The sequence below is a fragment of the Brachyspira intermedia PWS/A genome (assembly GCF_000223215.1).
GTDB lineage: Bacteria > Spirochaetota > Brachyspiria > Brachyspirales > Brachyspiraceae > Brachyspira > Brachyspira intermedia.
In genome coordinates this window covers 2,282,949-2,305,503 of the sequence record NC_017243.1, presented here as the reverse complement: position 1 = coordinate 2,305,503, position 22,555 = coordinate 2,282,949, and the positions used below count along the sequence as shown (strand labels likewise).

At 25.9% G+C, this 22,555-nt stretch carries 15 protein-coding genes and 1 tRNA gene; 10 read left to right on the top strand and 6 right to left on the bottom strand.

Annotation, left to right across the window (positions count from 1 at the left end; translation table 11 throughout):
- Positions 1-232: 232 nt before the first annotated feature.
- The gene (locus BINT_RS09890; RefSeq protein WP_014488436.1) at positions 233-1,870 is read left to right on the top strand and encodes an FAD-binding protein; all 1,638 of its coding nucleotides are present in this window, start codon (positions 233-235) and stop codon (positions 1,868-1,870) included.
- Between the two features lie 4 nt (positions 1,871-1,874).
- On the opposite strand, the gene BINT_RS09885 is transcribed toward BINT_RS09890, so the two are convergent.
- Positions 1,875-2,537, bottom strand: a complete 663-nt coding sequence (locus BINT_RS09885; protein ID WP_014488435.1) for a suppressor of fused domain protein — start codon at positions 2,535-2,537, stop codon at positions 1,875-1,877.
- 139 nt (positions 2,538-2,676) lie between these two features.
- Here BINT_RS09885 and BINT_RS09880 point away from each other — a divergent pair, with 139 nt between their 5' ends.
- Entirely contained in the window at positions 2,677-4,671 is a 1,995-nt protein-coding gene (locus BINT_RS09880) for a tetratricopeptide repeat protein (RefSeq protein ID WP_014488434.1), read from the top strand.
- Positions 4,672-4,945: 274 nt separating this feature from the next.
- Here the strand turns inward: BINT_RS09880 and BINT_RS09875 are convergent, their stop codons facing one another.
- The 3 genes from BINT_RS09875 to mtaB all read right to left on the bottom strand — a co-directional run bounded on the left by BINT_RS09875 (position 4,946) and on the right by mtaB (position 10,368).
- Positions 4,946-7,315 carry a BspA family leucine-rich repeat surface protein gene (locus tag BINT_RS09875; RefSeq protein ID WP_014488433.1) on the bottom strand — a complete coding sequence of 790 codons (2,370 nt, stop codon included), beginning with the start codon at positions 7,313-7,315 and terminating at the stop codon, positions 4,946-4,948.
- 16 nt (positions 7,316-7,331) lie between these two features.
- Positions 7,332-8,726 (bottom strand): SMI1/KNR4 family protein, encoded by a 1,395-nt coding sequence (locus BINT_RS09870; protein WP_014488432.1) that lies wholly within the window; start codon positions 8,724-8,726, stop codon positions 7,332-7,334.
- Positions 8,727-9,114: 388 nt separating this feature from the next.
- Entirely contained in the window at positions 9,115-10,368 is a 1,254-nt protein-coding gene (gene mtaB, locus BINT_RS09865) for a tRNA (N(6)-L-threonylcarbamoyladenosine(37)-C(2))-methylthiotransferase MtaB (RefSeq protein WP_014488431.1), read from the bottom strand.
- 301 nt (positions 10,369-10,669) lie between these two features.
- Here mtaB and ftsZ point away from each other — a divergent pair, with 301 nt between their 5' ends.
- Genes ftsZ through BINT_RS09845 form a run of 4 tightly spaced genes read left to right on the top strand, consistent with a single transcriptional unit; the run spans position 10,670 to position 16,017 of the window.
- Positions 10,670-12,664 (top strand): cell division protein FtsZ, encoded by a 1,995-nt coding sequence (gene ftsZ, locus BINT_RS09860; RefSeq protein WP_041177389.1) that lies wholly within the window; start codon positions 10,670-10,672, stop codon positions 12,662-12,664.
- Positions 12,665-12,679: 15 nt separating this feature from the next.
- Positions 12,680-14,608 (top strand): tetratricopeptide repeat protein, encoded by a 1,929-nt coding sequence (locus tag BINT_RS09855; protein ID WP_014488429.1) that lies wholly within the window; start codon positions 12,680-12,682, stop codon positions 14,606-14,608.
- Positions 14,609-14,627: 19 nt separating this feature from the next.
- Positions 14,628-15,248: a dephospho-CoA kinase gene (coaE, locus tag BINT_RS09850; RefSeq protein WP_014488428.1), complete on the top strand. Its 621-nt coding sequence runs from the start codon at positions 14,628-14,630 to the stop codon at positions 15,246-15,248.
- The gene (locus BINT_RS09845; protein WP_041177388.1) at positions 15,199-16,017 is read left to right on the top strand and encodes an SPOR domain-containing protein; all 819 of its coding nucleotides are present in this window, start codon (positions 15,199-15,201) and stop codon (positions 16,015-16,017) included. Before coaE ends, BINT_RS09845 begins: the two co-directional genes overlap by 50 nt.
- Positions 16,018-16,082: 65 nt before the next feature.
- Here BINT_RS09845 and BINT_RS09840 read toward each other — a convergent pair whose 3' ends face one another.
- On the bottom strand, positions 16,083-17,153 hold the full coding sequence (locus BINT_RS09840; RefSeq protein WP_014488426.1) for a thiamine biosynthesis protein: 1,071 nt from the start codon (positions 17,151-17,153) through the stop codon (positions 16,083-16,085).
- 723 nt (positions 17,154-17,876) lie between these two features.
- Here BINT_RS09840 and BINT_RS09835 point away from each other — a divergent pair.
- Positions 17,877-19,175, top strand: a complete 1,299-nt coding sequence (locus BINT_RS09835; protein WP_014488425.1) for a hemolysin family protein — start codon at positions 17,877-17,879, stop codon at positions 19,173-19,175.
- 25 nt (positions 19,176-19,200) lie between these two features.
- Here the strand turns inward: BINT_RS09835 and BINT_RS09830 are convergent.
- A tRNA-Leu gene (locus BINT_RS09830) sits at positions 19,201-19,282 on the bottom strand.
- 133 nt (positions 19,283-19,415) lie between these two features.
- Here BINT_RS09830 and BINT_RS09825 point away from each other — a divergent pair.
- The 3 genes from BINT_RS09825 to BINT_RS09815 all read left to right on the top strand — a co-directional run bounded on the left by BINT_RS09825 (position 19,416) and on the right by BINT_RS09815 (position 22,541).
- Positions 19,416-20,087, top strand: a complete 672-nt coding sequence (locus tag BINT_RS09825) for a histidinol-phosphatase (RefSeq protein ID WP_014488424.1) — start codon at positions 19,416-19,418, stop codon at positions 20,085-20,087.
- A gap of 356 nt (positions 20,088-20,443) precedes the next feature.
- Positions 20,444-21,832 (top strand): sodium-dependent transporter, encoded by a 1,389-nt coding sequence (locus BINT_RS09820; RefSeq protein WP_014488423.1) that lies wholly within the window; start codon positions 20,444-20,446, stop codon positions 21,830-21,832.
- A 361-nt stretch (positions 21,833-22,193) separates the two neighbouring features.
- A complete protein-coding gene (locus BINT_RS09815) occupies positions 22,194-22,541 on the top strand; it encodes a PaaI family thioesterase (RefSeq protein WP_014488422.1) in 348 nt (115 codons plus the stop codon).
- Positions 22,542-22,555: the final 14 nt, after the last annotated feature.

Below are 22,555 nucleotides of genomic sequence, written 5' to 3'. Positions count from 1 at the left end.
ATGTTAATATATACCAAACAACTATATTTTTTCAAAATAATTTTTTAATTTAATAAATTATCTTATATGTAAGACAACTTTAGTATTATTTAGTACTAATTTTATCCTTGCACTTTCGCCAAAGGCGGACTTTGTCTGGTTCTTTTTGCGGCGGGAAAAAGAACAACAAAAAATTGACAAACTTAAAAATTTTTAGTATATTCAATTATAAAAATTATCTAAGAGTGATTGTATGAATATAAACAAAAAATTTTATTGTGATGTATTGATTGTAGGCGGAGGAATAGCTGGGCTTATTGCTGCTGAAAGAGCATTGAAAGTTTTTAAAAGAGTATGCATTGCTGATTCTTCTAAGATTTGTTCTGGAGCTTCTTATTTTCCTTTGAAAGCTACATTAGGCATACAGGCAACAAAAGATGAAAATGATTATGATAAATATTATGAAGATATTACTAATATGGGTAAAGGTGTTGAAAATCCAGAGCTTATAAAAACTTATATAAAAAATATTAAAAGAGATGTTTATCTTCTAAAAAGAATCGGTTTTAAACCTTGGCTTAGAAAGGATTCAAGACCTGCATGTTTTGCTAAATACTCAAGAAATATTTTTTTGATTAATGATTGGAATGGGGCTAGAAAAAGAGCTAATAAAATTTTCAGAAAAAATAAAAGACTGAAAATATTTGAAGAAAGTTCTTTAATAAGAATCATAAAAAATAATGATAAAGTTTATGGAGCAATATTTCAAAATAAAGATAAATTTTTCTTTATAAAATCTAAAATGATAATTTTAGCTGCAGGTGGAATTGCAGGAAATTATAAAAATAGCTTGTATCCAAAAAAAATTAATGGTACTTGTCATATAACTGCATTAGATGCTGGAGCTTATGCACAAAATATGGAGTTTATTCAATTTATACCTGCATATTTAAAGCCTAAATATAACGTTTTGTTTGGAGAGCATACTCTTAAATATTGTATTGGCATGTATGATGAAGATAATAAATTAATTTTGGAAGGAATAAACGATGATAAAAATAAAAAATTATGGATTGAAAGAAGTGCTTATGCTCCTTTTAGTATAGATTTTGAAAGCAGTGAAATAGATTTAAAAATACCTTACAGCGGAGTAAAATTAAAATATTCTGAAGATTTATATAAAGACAAAGAAGAATTTTATACTGTTTATTTGGATTGGCTTAAGAAAGAAATGAATATTGATTTACTTAAAGATGAAACTTTAATAACTCATTTTGCTCATAGCTGTAATGGAGGCATAAAAATAGACAGCAATGGATTTACCGGTGTTAATGGGCTTTATGCTATTGGCGAATTATCATCTGCTATAGAAGGAGCTAATAGGCTAGGCGGAAATTCTGTTGGCGGTGCTTTGGTGTTTGGAAATAATGCTGTTAAAGATGCTTATAAATATATTAAAAATAATAAATTTAATGATAATAAAAAATTAAATAGTATAGAAAAAGAGTTTAATGATTGGATAAATGATATTTCAAAAGATGATAAAGAAAACAATCTTAAAAAAAATGAAGTGCTTGAAAAAATAAGAGAATTAGTAAGTGAAAATTTATCTGTTGTAAGAAGCAGAGAAAAAATAGAAAAATTTTTAAGAAAGATTGACGAGATTAGAAGCAATTACAGCATAAAAGAAAATATTAAAGATGGTTCTATAGAAATTTATTTAATTATTGAAAGTGTTAAGATGATTGCCTTGAGTATGCTTGATAGAGAAGAAAGCAGGGGAGCACATTACAGAGAGGATTTTAAAGATTCATCAGATAAAATTTATAAGCTTCAGGTAAAAAGAGAAAATAATAAAACTATAATAAACAAGATTTATATTAATGATTAAAAAATTATAATAAAGATTCTCTGTTATAATCTGTTATATCGGTTCCTATTTTTTGAGCCAATTCTTTTACTGTGATTTTTTTATCATATATAGCATTAAGTTCTGAATCTGCAGCACCTAAAAGCTCAACAAAAATTACTTTTCCATTTGGAGTATTTATTTCGCCTGCTTCATCTGGTATGGTGATAAATCCTGTTATCTTTGATTTTTGTTCAGCATCTATTCCTTCTTTTTGTTTAGTCCATATATATTCATAAGGATTGAAAACAGCACCGCTTTCAAATACATATCTTGCCAATTGCTGTAAAAATCCTACAACAGTTTTTATTTCATTATCAGCAGTATCATCATCTTTAGTATTATTAATCTGTTTTTCATTCATTTTTAATTTGAAAGTAAGTTCAAAACCAAATCCGCTATACTCTTTATTTTCTGATTCTTTTTCATAAAGCTCGCTGAATCCATAAGTAACAAAATGATAATATCCTTTACCTCTATAAATACTTATTCCGTCAAGCGGGTCTTTTCCTCCAAGCTGATAAGATATTATAGGTCTGTAATGTAAAGGTTCTTTTTGTTCAGGATATATTTTTTCAAATGTTTCAGTTATAGCATCAAAACCGGAAGTATTTATTTCTTCATTATTGTTTAACTCTTCTTTGCTCATTTTTTACTCCTAATTATTATGTTAATTAGTATAACAGAAAGAATTTATATATCAATAATATTTTTTATTATAGTTTTACTTGAAAAATTATAAAAATATTCTAATATGTGAATTGTAAATTTTTATTCAGGATAAATAAATGATAAAAAAAGAAATACAGCAATTATTAGAATTAGGAAAAAATGCTTTTAAAGAAAAAAGATATGAAGAAGCTATTTACAACTTAGAAAAGATAATTGATATTTATAATAAGGATTTAGTTTTTTATTCTGATGATGAATTTATTATTTATAGTGATGATGATGATAATAATGATGATGAAACAAATTATGAAGATATTAATGATATGCATAATATTTTGATAAGTGCTTACTATAATATAGGTACTTCTAAATGCAATTTAAAAGAGTATGAGGAGTCTATAAAGTATTTTGATAAAACTATTGAGCTTAATGATAAATACAGTAATGCTTATCATAGCAGAGGCGTTGCTAAATATGGTTTAGGCTTATATGAAGATGCAATAGATAATTTTAATAAAACTTTAGAATTAGATTCTGATTTTAAAGATGCTTATTTTATTAGGGCTTTATCTTATGCTAAGATAGATAAACATAAAGAAGCTGTCGATGATTTTAATACATTATTGATAGAGTATAATGAAATTAATTATATATATTATTACTATAGAGGTTTATCTAAATATAATTTGAATTTATTGGAAGAAGCCATTGAAGATTTTACAATTGCTATAGATTATTGTCCTGATGAAAGTTATATATATTATGAAAGGGCTTTAGTTTATTCTAATTTAAATATGTTTAAAAATGCTATAGATGATTATACTAAGGCTATAGAGCTTAATGAAATGGATGTTGATTCTTATTATAACAGAGCTTTGACATACTTTAAGTTAGAAGAATATAATAAAGCTATAGAAGATTATAATAAAGTTTTGGAATTAAATCCTGATGATACAGAAGCCGTTTATAATAAGGGTTTATGCAAACAGAATTTAGGTTTATTTGAGGAAGCTATAGAAGATTTTAATTCTATTATTGATTCGGATAATGAATTTGTTTGTTATAGTTTAGGTATTTGTTATTTAGAATTAAAAAGATATGAAGAAGCTATTGATTATTTTGATGTATTTATAAAATTTAATTCTTGTTATGCTGATGCTTATTATTATAGAGGAAATGCCAAGTTTGATTTAGAACATTATGAAGAAGCCATTGAAGATTATAATAAAACTTTAGAATTAGATAATGATCATATAGATGCTTATTATGAAAGAGCTATGGCAAAGATTAATTTGAATTTATATGATGAGGCTATGAAAGATTTTGATGAAGCTTTATATGATGCAGAGTCAGATTCTGATAGAGCTTATTTGTATACTTTAAAAGCTGCTTTAAATGAAATATCAAAAAATTACGATGAGGCTATAGATAATTATACTAAGGCGATAGAGCTTGGAGATGATTGTTATTGTAAGAGAGCCATTGCCAAACATAATGCAGGATTAATAAAAGAATCAATTAATGATTATAACAAAGCTATAGATTTAGATCCTGATAATTATGAAATATATAGTTATAAGGGAAATGCTGAGCTTGATTTGTATTTGTATGAAGAGGCTATTAGAGACTTTGACAAGGCTATAGAGTTAAATCCGAATTATGATGAAGCATATTATAATAGGGGTATTGCTAATGAGGCATTGAAAAATTATGATGAAGCTTTTAGAGATTATCAAACTACTATAAAATTAAATAAAGAACATGATTATGCTTTTAATAATTTGGGCGGCTGTTATGTGAGATTAAAAGAGTATGATGAGGCATTAGAAAATTTTTATAAAGCGTTAGAAATAAATTCTGAACTTTCTTTGCCTTATAATAATATAGGTGAAGTGAAATCAAGATTGGCTTTAAAAGAAAAAAACAATATAGAAAATTATAATAAATTAAATGGTGAAGCATTAGAGTATTTTAATAAATCATATCAAACAGCTTTAAAAAATAATGATGAATATGAAATAAATGCAATTATGGATAACATGAAAGAATTAGCGGCTGAAAATATAGAGCCTGCAATAGAGTTCTTGAAAAATAATAATATTGATTATTAAAATATAACTAAGTGTAAACCAACTTCTTTTGAGACCTAAGTAAGTGTCATTGTGGCGTGCCCGCCTCACGAAGTGTGCCTACAGCAGTCGAGAAACAAAAAGCTGAATTTTTTATATTAAAATACAGGCATTATTATATAGTTTATCATATTCAAAACATACAACGCTATAATATTTGTACTTTTTGCAACTTTTTGCTACGGGAAAAAGTTGATAGAAAATTATTTTTTTAATATAAAATGAAAATTTTTAACTTTGTAAAAATTTATTTGTTTCAGTATATTTCAGTTAATCCAAAATCACATATTAAAAGTATAAGACAAGTATATATAAATCTGTTACTAGCATTATTAAACTTTATATTAATTCTTATTTTATAATTATTATTGGTGTCAGTATTAAGAGTTTTTGTTTTCATATAAAACTTTTGATTATTATATAAATCTTTATAAGAATAGCCATTAATTTCATAATAGCTTTTATATTCTGTATTCATATCATATTTTTGAGAAAATGCTTTTATTGAACCGATGCTTATTTCTATATTTTGTAATTTTTTTAATGCTTCTTCTAAATTATTTATTTTTATATTTGTAAACTGCATTATTGGCTGTGATAATTCATAGTCTTCAAGCTGTTTTTTCCATTTTACTATAATTTCTTCTTCCATTTCTATAGGGCTTGATAAACTTACAAAATAATTATTATTTATATTTACTGTGTCATCATCGCAGTTGGTATAGCTTCCATCTCCTGAATATCTGAATGTTGTTATAAAATTATTATTTTCATCAAATAAATTCCAAACTAAATTAATAGCAAATATATTCATTATTGGATTATCAATAAATATTTCTTTAAAAAAATTAAAATCGTACTTTTTTCCTGCTAATAGAATTTTTATTAGATTATTACTTTGATTTTTTATAATATTTGGAATTTCTTTTTTTATGTATTTAATTTCTCCTTTTGTACTATCATCAAAATTTTTAGGTATTTGTTTTAATGTTTTATTTTCTTTGATATCAAATAATTCTATAGTATAATTATTTTTTAAAATTATTTTATATTGACTATTATTTATTATTTTCTCTGCATTTCTATCAAATCCGAAATTTTCTACAGCTTTTAATCCCAATTCATAAACACTCAAATTATTTTCTTTTGCCATCTCCTCAATTATTATTTCTGTCATCTCTTTTATTTCAGATTTTTTACTTTTTCTAAATACATTATAAAGCATATTAACAGCATATTTACTGTTTTTATTGATAGAAAATACAAGTAAACATAATTTTGAATCTTTTTCTTTTTTATAAATCTCTCTTAATGCTTCATCGCCTCCATATATTGCATACATAATGAGAGAAGTTTCTTTATTGGTGATTTCATATATTGTTTTCATTGCATTTATAAAAGACTTTTCATCAAGCAAATTTGTAATATAATCTATTTGTTTTATTCTGTAGGGTTCTCTTTTTAATTCTAAATATGATAAGTAAATATATTTTATTATTCTTTTATCTATATTTTCTATTTCTATATCATCTATAAATTTTACTTTTTTATCATCTTTTTTATTATAGTTTTTATCTATATAATCATAAACTTCTTCTATATTATTAAAACTTTCAATATAATTTGGTATTAATTCTTTTAATTCATTATAAAAATTATTTATTAAGTATCTTTTAAGAAGATTGATTTTTTTATTTTTATTATTTTCTATAGTTTTGTATACTTCTTCGGCATTGTTTTTTATAAAATCATTTAAATTATTTTTTTCTTTTTTATCTAAAGTAAAAGCATATAAATAAGTTTTGAATTTAATAGTTAATTCTAATGCAGAATCTTTATTAAAATTAGTCATATCCGAAAGATTATCAATATTCCAATCATCTAAATTTTGATTGAATGCATAAGCTGATGAAAACATTGCAGCCATATCTTTTACTTTTTTAGTATCCCAATTATTAAGAGGCTGATTAAAATTTCTTGCAAACATAAACATGCATCTCATATTAGTAACATTGCTTACATTCCAATTATTAATATCTTGATTAAATGCATAAGCTAATGAAAACATGCCAGACATCCTTTTTACTTTTTTAGTATCCCAATTATTAAGAGGATGATTAAATTTATGAGCAGATGAAAACATATGATTCATACTTTCTACATTGCTTACATTCCAGTCATTTATATCTTGATTAAAGCTATTAGCATTATGAAACATATTGTCCATATTTTTAACTTTACTCACATTCCAATTATTGATAGGCTGATTAAAACTTTTAGCATTCATGAACATGCTATTCATATTTGTTACATTGCTTACATCCAAATCATTCAAAGGCTGATTAAATTTTTCAGCCGAGAAAAACATATTAGACATATTTTTTACTTTAGATACATTCCATTTACTAATATCTTTATTGAAATTTCTATTAGCAGTAAACATACCAGACATATCTTCTACATTAGAAGTATCCCAATTTTCTATACCCTCATAATTATCTCTATTAAAAAACTCAAATAAGCCTGACATATCAGTTATTAGGCTGGTATCAATATCACCCAAATAAATATTTTCATCTGTTACTAAATCTTTTAATTCTTTCCTGCTTGTAGGTTTATATTTCATATTTACTCCTATAATATTAATAATTAAATATTCTTTTTGAAGTGTTATTTATAAAATGTATTATAGATTCATCTTTTGGCTCATTGATTTTATAATATTCTAATAATTTTTGATATTCTGTTTTTATTGTGTTAATTATTTCTTTTTTATATTTTTTATTATTTTTTAAAATATTTTCTAAATATGCAATCGTATTTCTTATTTGAGAAGTATTTTTATTTGAACAGCTTTCTACAAATTCATTTATGTAAATATTGAATATATTATCATTTTCTAAAGTATTTATAGAGAGAATATATAATATAGTAGAGTTTCTATTATTAATAAATATATCAAATTCTTTAAAATCGATTAAATTATTTTTATAGAGATATAAAGCCATATCAATAAGAAGTCTGTAATTATTTGTTTTATTTTCTTCATTATATATTTTTTTATAATATTCCAATGCTGATTTTATTTCATTTGTCCAATCAAAAATTTCTTTTTTAAAATTGCCTACAAACAAATTTGTGTCAGCATGAACTTTTAAATATAAAACTTTAACATAAGAATCTATAATATCTTGATTTTGAAATGCTTCTTTTATATTTTTTTCTATATTTTTATAATTATGATTTATTAATAAAACAGCAAATTTTAATTTATAATTTTCATCTTTTTCCAAATTGTATAAATCATATATTTCATTTAAATATTTTTCTTCTAATGATTTGTATTTATGCATCGTTGTTATAATACTTTGTTTATTTATAATATTATCTTCTTTTTCATTATTTAATATGTCATAATAAGATTTAATTAAATCATCAATTTCAAGTTTTAATCTTAACCCAAAAGAACCCATATTATAATCAAGAGATGTTTCCAAAGCCCAATTCTCATAGTAATCAACAAAATTATCATAACAAGTGATAAAAGGCTCTTCATAAAATTCATCATCATAATAAATAACTTTTCCTTTATTTTCTCCTGTTACTATTAAACCTATAGAGGAAGAACAGCCCAAAGTTCCAAACCTTAATATTCCATAATATTCAAAGTCTATATCTTCTATATCGTTAGCATTTCCTTCATTTACTTTTTTTGAATACTCTATCATTAAATCAATTCTGTTATCATATTTCAAATAATCAAAATACATATCTTCAAATTTATCCATACTGTAGCCATGACAAGCACCTCCATTTCCAACCTCTGTTATAAACCAAAAATAATCTTCAGGAAGTTTGAATTCATATTTATTTTCTAATTCTATAACTTTATTTTTATTTATAGGAGGATTTAATTTATATTTATGACTTTCTGATGCAAATTGTTTGAAGTTTTTATCTGTTTCTTTGCATTTATTTAATAGATTTAAAATATTTTGTTTACGTTCATTGTTTAGTTCTTTATTTGTATTGATCATTAATTAATTATACATTTTGAATACATAAAGTCAAATTATGTAAATTTTAATGTTTATGTATATTGAAAATTTTTAATATTGGTAATTTTTAGTGAATTTTTCCAACCGCACACAATCTGCAGGTTTTGTCAAAGAACTTTATATCCTCTGCAGGCTCGGATACGCTTCGCTGAAAATTAGTACTAAAATCGTTTACATGTAAGATAGATTATTAATTTAAGCTAAAATATAGCCCTTTTGCTTCTCGCCGAAGGCGTACTGCGTATGGGGCCACCACCGAGTAGGTGCCTAATCGGCAAAAGAAGTTGGGGTGTGGGGGCTAGTCCCCACAAATAATAAAAATAATAAAATAATTTTTGACAAAATATATTTGTTTCAGTATATTTATTTACTCGCAAATCATAATACCGCCTTCATATTTCAATGCCTTTGCTGATACAAGATCCTTTTTGTTTAGGGTATTTTCACTATGAAGTTTGCATTTTAAATATTCAGCACTAGTTCCAATATAGTTGTTATCTTGTAAGGCTTTTTCTATTACTATTTTTAAATCTCTTCCTTCAGCATTTTTGTAATATAAATCTTTAAGTTTGTTATTTAAATCATTGAGTATTTTAGCTCTTTTTAATTTAGCCCTATATCCCACCTGATTATCCATCTTTGATGAAGGTGTATTTTCTCTGTTAGAATATCTGAATATGTGAATCTTTATAAATTTTGACTTTTCGCATAAATCATAAGTATCATTAAAGTCATTATTATCTTCATGAGGAAAGCCAACCATTACATCACTGCTTATAGACATATTTGAATTAGTTTTATACAGTTTTTCTGTGATATTTAGATAATCTTCCCTTGTATATCTTCTGTTCATAAGCTGTAATATTTTATTGCTTCCAGACTGTAAAGGTATATGAGCATGCGGACAAAGTATATCATCATTTTTAAATAGACTTATAAGCTCATCATCAAAATAAATAGGCTCAATAGATGAAAGTCTTATTCTTATACCATATTTAGATGAATGTTCTAGTATATTTTGCAGTATTTTTGTGAAGTTTATTTCATTATTATAGTTATATGAACCAAGATTTAAGCCTGTTAGAACAATTTCTTTATAATTGTAATCATTAGCAATTTTTATAGCATCATATATTTTTGAAGGCTCAACACTTCTGTGACTTCCTCTTACCCTTGATACTATACAATAGGTACAAAAAACATTGCATCCGTCCTGTATTTTTAAATAGGCTCTGCTCTGTTCCTGAGGAAAGAATATTGGATTGTCTATTTTATTGTTTGAATTATTATGTAAAGTATTGAATATTATTTCAGAGGCCTCTTCTTTCTTTTCATTTGGTATCAATACAATATTATCTTTAAATATAGAAGAATCTTTATCTTTTTTTGAAACATAACATCCTATTAGAAATACTTTTTTATCTTGTATATCTCCCAATTTTTCTAAATATGATATGAGTTTTTTATCACTGTCATTAGTAACAGTGCATGTATTTATAGCTATAGCTTCTGCATTGTCTAATTCGGTTATATTTGCCCCTAAGTTTTTTAATTCGTATGATATTTTCTCACTTTCATATTGATTGAGTCGGCATCCAAAAGTATGTATATGTATATTCATAAATATTCTCTTTGTATATTATTGTTGTTTTATTGTTATTATTTTTTATTTAAAAGTAATATTAGTTATCTATTAGTATATATTTAAAATAAGAATAATACAAACAATAAAAAACAATTAACATAATATTTTTATAATTAAAAGTTAAAAAATCCGATTAACATAATAACATATTTTTTTATTTTTACTACTTGCGGAATTTGACAGTTATGTTAATATAATTATGTTTATTGAAATATGTTTATTATAAATTTAAAGAAATTTTGATTAAAAAATCTAATATATAGTAAGGGGAGCTGCAATGAATCCTAACTATCGCATACAATTGGCAGATAATATGAAAGGGAGCGAAAAAATGGCATTTAAGAATGATTCTTCATCATTGGATACAGTAATAAAAGTAATAGGAGTCGGAAACGGCGGATGTAATGCTGTAAACAGAATGATAGAAGAAGGTTTAAAAGATGTAGAGTTTATTGCCATGAATACAGATGCTCAGGCATTATCTCGTTCTAATGCTCCTACAAGAATAGTTTTGGGAGACAGAGTAACTCAAGGTTTGGGAGCAGGTACAGATCCAGATAAAGGTGCTGAAGCTGCCAGAGAAGATATTGCTAATATAGAAGAAGTTGTAAGCGGAGCTAATTTGGTATTTATTGCCAGCAGTTTTGGAGGCGGTACAGGAACAGGAGCAAGTCCGGTAGTTGCTGAAGCTGCTAAAAAGGCTGGAGCTTTAACTATAGGTGTTGTTACTAAACCTTTTGAATATGAAGGTAAATTAAAAATGAGCCGTGCTGAATCTGGTATAGATAAAATGCTTTCAGTAGTGGACTCTCTTATCATAATACCTAATGAAAACCTTTATGATATGGTTGATATGGACGATTACAGCTATGAAGAAGCTTTATCTGTAGTAGATGATATACTTCGTCAGGGCGTACAAGGTATATCTGATATAATTACTCAAACAGGATTCATCAATGTTGACTTTGCTGATGTAAAAACTATGATTTCTTTATCTAATGGAAGAGCTCATTTAGGTATAGGAGTAGGTAAAGGCGATGACAGACTTCAAAAAGCTATAACTAATGCCTTTGAAAATCCTCTTTTAGATGTTTCTAGTATCAAAAATGCTAGAGGTATACTTGCTAATATAGTTTGTCCTAAAGATTTTGCTATGAAAGAGTATAGAGAAGCTAGTAAAATCATCAATAATTATGCTAATGATAATGCTAATATAAAAATAGGTGTTTGTCCTAAAGAAGATATTAAAGATGAAATTATCGTTACAATAGTTGCTACAGGATTTGATGCTAATTCAAAAAATGATTCTGAAAATAAAGATGTAGATTCACATGCAAATGATATAATAAATAAGTCTGTAACATCTAATAAAAAAGATGAAGTTATAAATAATAATACTAATACTTCTAATGATACAGTTACTAATAAAACAGCTGAACCTGTTGTAGAAAGTAAGTCTGATAATAAAGTTGATGATAAAAAAGTTAATGATAAAGAAGAAGTAAATAATAAACCAGAAATTAATAAAGTAGAAGTTAATAAAGTAGAAATAAATGAAAAGATTATAGCTGAAAGTAAAACAGCATCAAAAAATATAGCTGAAAATATCGTTGAAATAGATAATATTAATACAATAGTAAAAGAACCGGAAGAAGAAAAAGAAGTTGAACTTGAAACTGCACAGACTAAAACAGAAATTGAAGCAGTTAATAATATTAATGTAATAAATAATAAATCAGCAGATAAAATAGTAGTAGAGGAAGAAAAACAAGAAATTAAAGAACAAGTATTAGTTTCAAATAATAATGATATTCAGGAAACTAAAGAATATAAATTTGAAAATAATATTAGAAATCTTAAAAAGCCTCTAATAACTAAAACAAATAGATTTAATAATATCAATGAAAATACTTTTATAGAAGAAGAAAATAAAAGCAGTATTAGTAATGAGGAAAATTATAATAAAAATGATGATATTATAGAAACATTTAATAGAACTATAGTTAATAATAATTCAGAATATGCTCATAGATATGAAACAAAAGAAAGAATATCAGAAGAGATGCGTTTTGAAGATGAAGAGAAGCATAATAATCCTCATTCAGATTATCATAAAAAACCATTTGATATAGTATCAGATGATTATATGGAAAAACATAATAAAATGGGTTCTAAAATGTCTATATTTGGTGAAACTTATACAGTTGATAATGATTTGGAAAAACCTGCTTTTTTGAGACGTCAAATACAGGCAAGAAATACTATGAGATAAGGTGTTATTTAAAATATGAAGAAAAATATTTTTAAAAAAAGATTATTATTAAGTCTTTTTATTTTTCAAATATTTACTTTTCATGCATTTTCTCAAAATACTGTAGAAGATGCTTTGAAATTGTATAATGAAAGAAATTATGAAAGTTCTATAAGAATATTAGAATCTCTTAATGTTAAGCCTAGTGATTTAGATTCATATCTTTTACTTATAGATAATTATATGAAGCTTAATAACTTTGCTATGGTTGAAACTTTAATAGCTGATGCCGAGCGTTATCATTCAAGAAATTATAAATTACTTGAAAGAAAATTAATGATGGAGCTTATGAATAATAGAAATTCAGAAGCTAGAACAACAGTTAATGATATAAAAAGATTAGATAGTAAAAATTATATAGCCAATTATAGCGAAGGTGTTTTAAGTGAAAGAGCAGGATACTATCAGACAGCTATGAATATGTATGAAAGAGCTAGGGTTATTGACAGAGTAAGACCTGAAGCTACTGTGGCTTTAGCATATTTGCATTTAGCTAATGGCGATAATCAAATAGCTTTAAATTTATTCAATGAAAATATGACTAATAATCCTAGAATGGCTGAATCTTATTATCATTTAGCTAATTATTATTATTTGAATAAGGATTATAATAAATCTTTAAATGAAATCAATAATGCTTTATTTTATTATACAAATTATAATGATGCTAAAATATTGAAAGCCAATGTATATATTTCTTTGGGTAAATATGATGAGGCAATAGCTATATTAGAATATATGCCTGATACAGGATTTCAAGATAATTTCAAATATTATTATATAGGTAATGTTTATGAGGGTGCTGATAATTATGTACGTGCAAAAAATGCATATATAAATTATCTTAGAACTAAGCCTGATGATGAACTTGGAAGACTTGCTTATGAAAGAGTATTGCTTCATACAAATCCTACTCCAGATTATGAGAGAGATAGGGCAGCTTTATACTATGGAAATTTAGCTTCTTATTATACAAGACTTGCAGATAATATAAGAGCTCAGGCATATTTAAAACATATGTTAAAATTAAATCCAGCCAATACTTATGCTAGATTAATGCTTTCAGATGTTTATAGAAGAATGGGATTAGAAGAAAAGTCTTTAGAAGAATTAGAAATAGCAAAAAATGTTAACCCAGAAGAAAAATCTATTATATACAAATATGATAGTTATAAAAGAAAATTAGATAAAAATATAGTTTCAAAATCTTGGGGAATAGAGCAGTATAATCTTGAAACTCCCGGATTTACAGTTGCTATAACAGATACTATTACAGCACAGAAAGATAGTCCTTTATTTTTGAATACATCTTTATATCAGACATTAGCCTATGTGCTTCCTCAATTCGGAAGATTTAAAGTATTGGAGATGTATACAAACTATTATGATACAATAGATTTATATAGAGAACTTAATAGCAGAAATGTTGATTATTTTTTAAGAGGTTCTGCTTTTCAGAATAATGATACTTTTACTATTATGCTTGATTTAGTAGATGTTAAGAGTGAAAAAGTTGTTACTAATTTTACTGTTATGACTAGAGGCAGAGAAAAGGTAATGGGTGCTGCTGTTATGGCAGGAAGAGTTGTAAACAATAGTATTCCTTTCTATTCTAAAGTTATAAAGATTCATAATGATAATATATACATAAATGCTGGAAGAATGCAAGGTGTAACTAACAATATGAATTTGATTCTTTATGATACTTCAGCTCCTAGAACTGATTTATCTACTAGAGGTTATAACAGAGCTATAGGTATGATAAAGGTTATAACAGCAGATGAAAATGTTTCTTTGGCTAAGCTTATAGACGGAAGGCTTTTAAATAAAGTTAATTTAAATCAAATAGTAATGCCTTATATAACAAATACAGTTCAAAACACTAATACTAATGCTGTTAATTAATTTTAAATAGTTAAAAATTATGGAAAGAAATATTGTAGGAGTATACGGACTAATATGCTCTGGAAAAAGTTCATTTTCTAAAATGCTAGCTAAGGAAATGAATGCATTATATATTGATGCCGATTTGATAGGGCATAAGGCTTTGATCGAAAATAAAGATAATATAGTCAAAGAATTTTCATCATCTATATTAGATGAAAACAATAATATAGACAGAAAAAAACTAGGCGGTATAGTATTTTGTAATGCTAAAAAATTAAAAAAACTTCAAGAACTTAATTATCCTTATATAGAAAATAAAGTAAAAGAAATGGTTGATAGTACAGATAAAGATGTTGTTATAGAGGCAGCTCTCATTATGAGAAGTAAAATACCTGCTATATGCAGCAGCTTGATATATGTTAATGCAAAAACTTCTGATATTATCAAAAGAATGAAAAAAACTAGAAATATTTCAGAAAGAGAAGCAAGAAAAAGATTAAAAATGCAAAGAGATGTTAAAAATAATAGATTCGATGCCGATATTCTAATAAACAACATGAAAGATTATAATAATTTAATTATGATCTCTAAAAAATTAGGAAGGTATTATGGAGTTAAATCAAAATCCAAACGTAGAAGAAAAAGGCGCTTCTATTAATCACAATATTGGCAGAAAAAAAACTCTTTATATAGTTAATTTTACCCCTATAAGATTATTGATATTTTCTATCAGTTCTGTTGCTTTAATTTTATTTATATTTGTATTAGGTTTTCATTTAGGCGGTTCAAAACCTGTTCATGCAAATAATACTGATGATTCTATTGCAGCTTTAATGAGAAATGCTCAGGACAGTGAAAATATGGCAGCAACAGAAGTAAGCACTGCAGATATGCCAAATAATGATATTACTGCATTAAGTGAATATGATGCTGCAGTTAATAATAGCATTATTAGAGAAGGCAATACTTCAGCAGACAGATACAATGAGTATACTCAGAATTTGGCTTCTGAATTAGATGCTATAAATGAAAATATCAAAGAAAAAGATACAGCTGGATTAGCACCTAACACTACTTATACTCCTCCTCAGCAAATGGCTAGTATAGCTCCTGTTAAGACAACAACAACTACTACTAAAAAGAGTACTGTTCCTTATACTAGAAGTTCTTCAGCAGATTCTATATACTTTATACAGGTTGCTGTAGGTTATGACAAAGATAATACTTATTCTGCTAGAGATAGTTTAAAAGCTAAATTCCCAAAGGCTTTTATCAAAGAAGAAACTATGTCTGACGGAAAAATGATGTATAAGTTAAAAGTAGGCAGATATGAAACTAGAGAAGAAGCTCAAAAGGCTTTAGCTGAAATAAAAAAGATTCCAGCATATAAAGATAGTTACATTTATTCCGATAAGAAAGTAAGTTAAATAAAAATATCCTAAAAGTTATAGTGATGCCCTTTTAAATGAAAATTTAGAAGGGTATTATTATTTTAAACTATTTGTTCAAATTTTGTGTTTTTAGATTCTTTATTATCTATTTCTATTATCTCGCTTTTATATTCTTTATTATCAGAATTGTTATAGTATGATGCTGTTATTGATAGAGTATCCTTTTCTTCTTTTGAAAAATATCCCATTATCATAGCAGATTTATATATTATATCCTTATCAATATTTTCTGATTTATCATCGTATATTTCTGAATAGCCAAAAGGTCCTCTATTATAATTAGGTCTTAATACTATGCAGTTTATTCTTTTTCTTTTTTCCAAAGCATCATTTTCTTTTTCATTTCTTCCAAGTAAAAGCTTAACATTTTTATTCATTCTTATATGTCTGCCTATAGCCAAATACTGCATAAGCTCTATATTAAGTATATCTTTTCCATTATTAGAAACTAAATCATTATATCTTCTAGCATATCCTTTGTCTACTATAGCACATCCTGCACCTGCTGGAATAGGGTAGTCTGTTATTCCGAACTCTTCAGCTAATTTCATTTGTACATTTCTGCTTCTTCCGTATATATCATAAAGATTTTCTCTGTTTATCAATCCTTCTTCTTCAGCTTTTGTTATAGGCAGAAGTTTTGCAGATAATGGTCTTAATAATCTTCCTTCAAGTCCGCTTTCTTTTATAGCATTGATTAAGTCCTGCGATTTCTGACTCATAGGTCTTTGTCCTTTAACTTCGCCTGTAGCTATAAAATCGTATCCTTCCTCTTCCATTATTTTTTTAGCAGTTTTAAGCATTAATATATGACAGTCTAAACATGGATTAATAGCACTTCCGTATCCATATTTAGGATTTAAAAACATATCTAAATAAACATCTTTTAATGATACAAATCTTATTGGTATATTAAGAAAATCAGCAGCCTTTTTGGCAGGGTCTTCGCTATATATTTCAAGTAATTCTTCTTTTATAACAGCATATTCCAATCCTGTAACAAATCTTAAAGCAAGAACATCAATATTTTCTCTTTTTAGTATAGCTCCTACAAGCATACTGTCTAATCCGCCGGATAATAGTAAAATAGCTTTTGCTTTTTTATCGCTCATCAAATTTTCCTTTTAATTATAATTTAATTTTATAATATACTGAAAATTTTTAAGTTTGTCAACCGCGAGCTGCGGCACATTCCCGCACAGTATTGCTTACTCTTATCAAACGTCCGCTATACGTGCGGCTGATTACTTGTTATCGTACAAAATTAACAATTTATATTACAGATAAAACATATTTTACTATTATGTCTTAATATTTTATAAATTATAATTACATTCAAAAATAATTAAACATTGACAAAATGTAGTTGTTTAGGTATATACTAAAATGACTTTATTTTGTCAATGTTTTATTTAATTAACTCTTATTATATAAATTTTGAATATTATCAAGATTTTGCTATTGTATAAATAAAATGTGAAATATATTTTATCAACTTTTCCCGCCGCACGCCACAGGCGGACTTCGTCAAAGTTGCAAAAGTGCAAATATTATAATTATATGAATTTTTATTTATACGAAATAAAGGATAAATAAATGACTATATAATTAAAAATAAATTAATACTATATAGTAAAATTTTATTTACAAATACTTGAAGTTTTATATAAATTATATTATAATATTTATCACGAAAATAATTTTTTAAGGATAATACTTTCAGTACTTACTCTTTTTATACAAATATTTTAATACTTCCCTCTGTAAAATCGTATTATTTTCTTTTTCAATTTTTTAAATCTAATAAATATTTTTTATTTTAAGGATAAATCAAAATGGATATAATTATAATAATAGTGTTAATACTTTTAAATGGTATTTTTGCCATGTCGGAAATTGCAGTAATTTCTGCTAGAAAATCTTCACTTATGAAAGACAGCAAAGAAGGAAATAAAGGTGCAAAGACAGCATTAGCTTTAGCAGATAATCCTGATAAATTTTTATCTACAATACAAATAGGTATAACTTTAATAGGTATATTGACTGGTATTTACTCAGGCGATACAGTTGCCAAAGAAGTTTCAAATTTACTTGTAAAAATAAATGTACCATTATCTTATGCTTCTTTGATAGCTCAGGTATTAGTTGTGGCATTAGTAACATATCTTACATTGATATTTGGAGAGCTTGTACCAAAAAGAATCGGTATGGTAATGCCTGAAAGAATAGCAAAAGTTGTTGCAGCTCCTATGACAATACTTGCAAAGATAGGTGCTCCTTTTGTGTGGATATTATCTAATAGTGCATTATTAGTTTCAAGAGTTTTAGGAATAAAAGATGATAAAAGTCCTGTTACTGAAGAAGAAATAAAATCTATGATAGAAGAGGGTAGACAAGGTGGAGAAGTTAAGGAGATAGAACAGGATATTATAGAGAGGGCTTTCTTTTTAGGGGATAGAAAAATAGAATCTATAATGACTCATAGAAATGATATAGTATTTTTAGATGTGAATATGAGTAATGATGAGATAAAAAAGATAGTATCAAAACATTCTTTTTCTGCTTATCCTGTTGTTGATAAAAATTTGGATAATATTATTGGTGTTGTGAGAGTAACTGATATATTTGATAAATTAAATACTTCAAAGGCTAAAATAGAAAAGTTTGTTAAAAAGGCCAATTACTTTCATAATAATATGGAAGTTTATTTGGTGCTTGAAGAGATGAAAAAGAATAATACTAAAATAGGGCTTGTATCAGATGAGTTTGGTAATATAGACGGAATGATTACTCAAAGCGATATATTTGAGGCTTTAGTGGGTTCTGTAGCAGAAGGAAAAGAGAGTAAGGATATTAGAAAGAGAAAGAGCGGAGGATGGTTTGTGGATGGTCAGTGTCCTATATATGATTTCTTAGAGTATTTTGAAATAGAAGATGAAAATGCTTCAAATCATTATAATACAATAAGCGGTTTGATATTAGAATTACTTCAGCATGTACCTAGTGAAGGCGAATCTTTAGAATGGAAAAATTTAAATTTAGAAGTTGTTGATATGGACGGAGCCAGAATAGATAAAGTTATTGTAAATAAAATAGAAAAGACTGATGAAAATAAAACTTTAGATAATGAATAGTATTAGAATTTATTAAAAAGATATTTGCTCGAGACTGGACTTGAACCAGCACGGTGTTACCCGACAGCACCTCAAGCTGTTGTGTCTACCTATTCCACCACCCGAGCTTAAATATTAACGAAGACAATTATATATTAAATTATTATTTTGTCAAATATTATTATTTTCAATTTAGTATTTAAAAAAATATTTTTTGATATATATTTATATTATTGTTTATTTTTTAATAAGGAAATATAAATGAAATATATATCAAATTTGCATACGCATACTATATACTGCGATGGTAAAAATACAGTCGAAGAAAATATTCAATATGCTATAGATAAGGAATTAATAAGTTTAGGTTTTTCAGGTCATTCTCATTTTTATATAGATGATACTTCTATGTCAGAAGAGAATACTATTAAATATTTAGAGAATATAAAAAAAGCAAAATATATTTATAAAGATAAGATACAGGTTTATTTAGGAATAGAAGGCGATTATTATTCAAATTTAAATAAAGATACTGATAAAGAAATGGGACTTGATTATAGAATAGGCTCTGTACATTATATTGATGATGGTAATAATTCCTACTTTCCTATAGATATGTCCAAAGATACTTTTAATGAAACTATCAAACATTTTGGAAATATTAAAGAAGTGATTTTTAGATATTATGATAATGTTATAAAAATGATAGAAACTCAAAAGCCTGATATTATAGGACATTTAGATTTGGTGAGAAAATATAATTTGAATAAAGAATATTTTACTGAAGAGGAAGATTGGTATATTAAAAAGGTAGATGAAGTCATAGATGTTATTGAGAAAAATGGATGTATAGTTGAGGTAAATACTAAACTTATGAACAAAAATAATTTGAATGCTCATTATCCTAATAAAACAACTATAAAAAATTATTAGAAAAAATATTCCTATTACTATAAATTCAGATGCTCATCAATGTAATAATATAGATAATTGTTATTTTGAAACTGCTGATGAATTAAAAAAAATTGGTTTCAAATATATAAAAATGTTAATAGATAATGATTTTAAAGATATTGATATAAATAAATTAGGACTTGATGTATAAATAACATATTCTTTATATTTATTTAATTTTTTATAACTTATAATACATATATTGTACTAATTATTATGAATATTTAAAATATAAAAAAATTATTAAAAAATTAATATTTTACTTATTACTACTTGAAGTAAGTAATAAATTTTGTATAATATTATGATTAATAAACTTTATGGAGTGATTCTATATGAATAATGAAAAAAGAGAGAGATTATCTAGTAGAATTGGTTTTATTCTTGTATCAGCCGGATGTGCTATAGGTCTTGGAAATATATGGCGTTTTCCTTATATAACTGGAAAATACGGCGGAGCTCTTTTTGTTATTATATATTTAATATGTCTAGCTCTTATAGGGCTTCCAATACTTATAATGGAATTTAGTATAGGAAGAGCCGGACAAAAAGATATTGCAGGTTCATATAAAGTAATAGAAAAAGAAGGTAGTAAATGGCATTTAATAGGTTATGTACAAATGCTTGGCTGTTTAATACTTATGATGTTTTATACTAGTGTTACAGGATGGACTATTACCTATGCATATTATATGGCAACAGGTGCTACTTTAGGACTTACACCTGATGGAATATCAGAGTTTTTTGGAAAAATGCTTTCTAATCCTGCTATAATGATTTTAAGTTTATTTATTGCTGTATTTTTGGGAACATTAATATGTTTTAAAGGGCTCCAAAAAGGGGTTGAAAGAGCTTCTAAAATTATGATGTCTTCATTGTTTGTTATAGTAATAATATTAATAATGAGATCCATTACCTTAGACGGTGCTATTGAAGGTATAAAATTCTATTTGCTTCCTGATTTATCTAAAATGTTTAATGGAGGAATAGGTAATTTTTTTGAGGTTATATATGCAGCTTTAGGACAGGCATTTTTTACATTGGGAATCGGTGTTGGAAGTATGACTATATTCGGAAGTTATATAGGAAAAGAAAGATCTTTAACTAATGAATCTATAATAATAGTAATATTAGATACTTCAATAGCTTTCCTTGCAGGACTTGTTATATTTCCTGCTTGTTTTGCTTTCGGAGTTAATCCTGGAGAGGGAGCTGGTTTAGCATTTGTAACATTGCCTAATATATTTAATTCTATGCCTATGCCTAGAGTATGGGGAACATTGTTCTTCTTATTTTTATCTATGGCGGCATTAACTACAGTTGTTACTGTATTTGAAAATTTAATAGCTTTTACTATGTCTCAATTTGATATGCCTAGGAATAAAGCTTCTATATTAGTGGGAATAGTTGTATTTATATGTTCTCTTCCTACGGCTTTGGGATTTAATGTATTGTCATTCATACAGCCTATGGGAAAAAATACTAGTTTCTTAGATTTATTTGATTTTATAATAAGCTATAATTTAGTTGAGCTTGGAGGTATATATATAATAATATTCTGTGTATCTAAATATGGCTGGGGATGGGATAATTTTATTAAGGAAGTAGATTCTGGATCTGGAATAAAATTTCCTAAATTCTCAAGAATATATATAACTTATGTTCTTCCTGTAATATTATTTGCTATATTTATTATTAATTATATATATAAATTTTTCCTATAAAATATTAGATTAGATTTCATAGCCAAGTATTTTTATACTTGGCTTTTTTTATAAAAAATTATTATATTATAGTTGTATGAAATTACTTTTTATAATTTTTATTTTGTAAACTTGTGAAATTATGTTTTAATATAAAATTTGACTTTAAATGTAAATAATGATAATAATATATGAAGCAAATCTAATTGTATTTCATGCTATATATAAATAAATGTCCTATGAAAGCAATTACTTTATAAAATAAATTATTTTTGAAATTATTATAAATTTTATGTAAGGAGTTGATTAAAATGTTAGAAAAAGAAGTTTGTGAAAGAATAAAAAAAGATTTGATTCTCAGGATTTTTTATCTTTTGTTGGAATGAAGCTTGAGCATGTAGATAAAGGTAAGGCTGTAATATCTTGTGAAAATAAAAAGGAATTTTCTCAATATTTAGGATATATGCATGGCGGTATGGTTTCAGCTATTGCCGACACTGCCGGAGGACATGCTGCAGCTACTATGCTTAAAGAAGGTTATAAAACAGTAACTTCTGAATTAAAAATACATTTTTTGAAGCCTGTTGTTTCAAAAAAGGTAATAGCTACAGGAGAGGTTTTAAGTGCTGGTAAAAGATTAATTATAGTGGAAACTACTGTAAGAGATGAAGAGGACAATATGCTTGCCAAAATGATAGCTACTATGTTTGTAATAGAGCCTTCAAAATAACTGTATAAATTAGG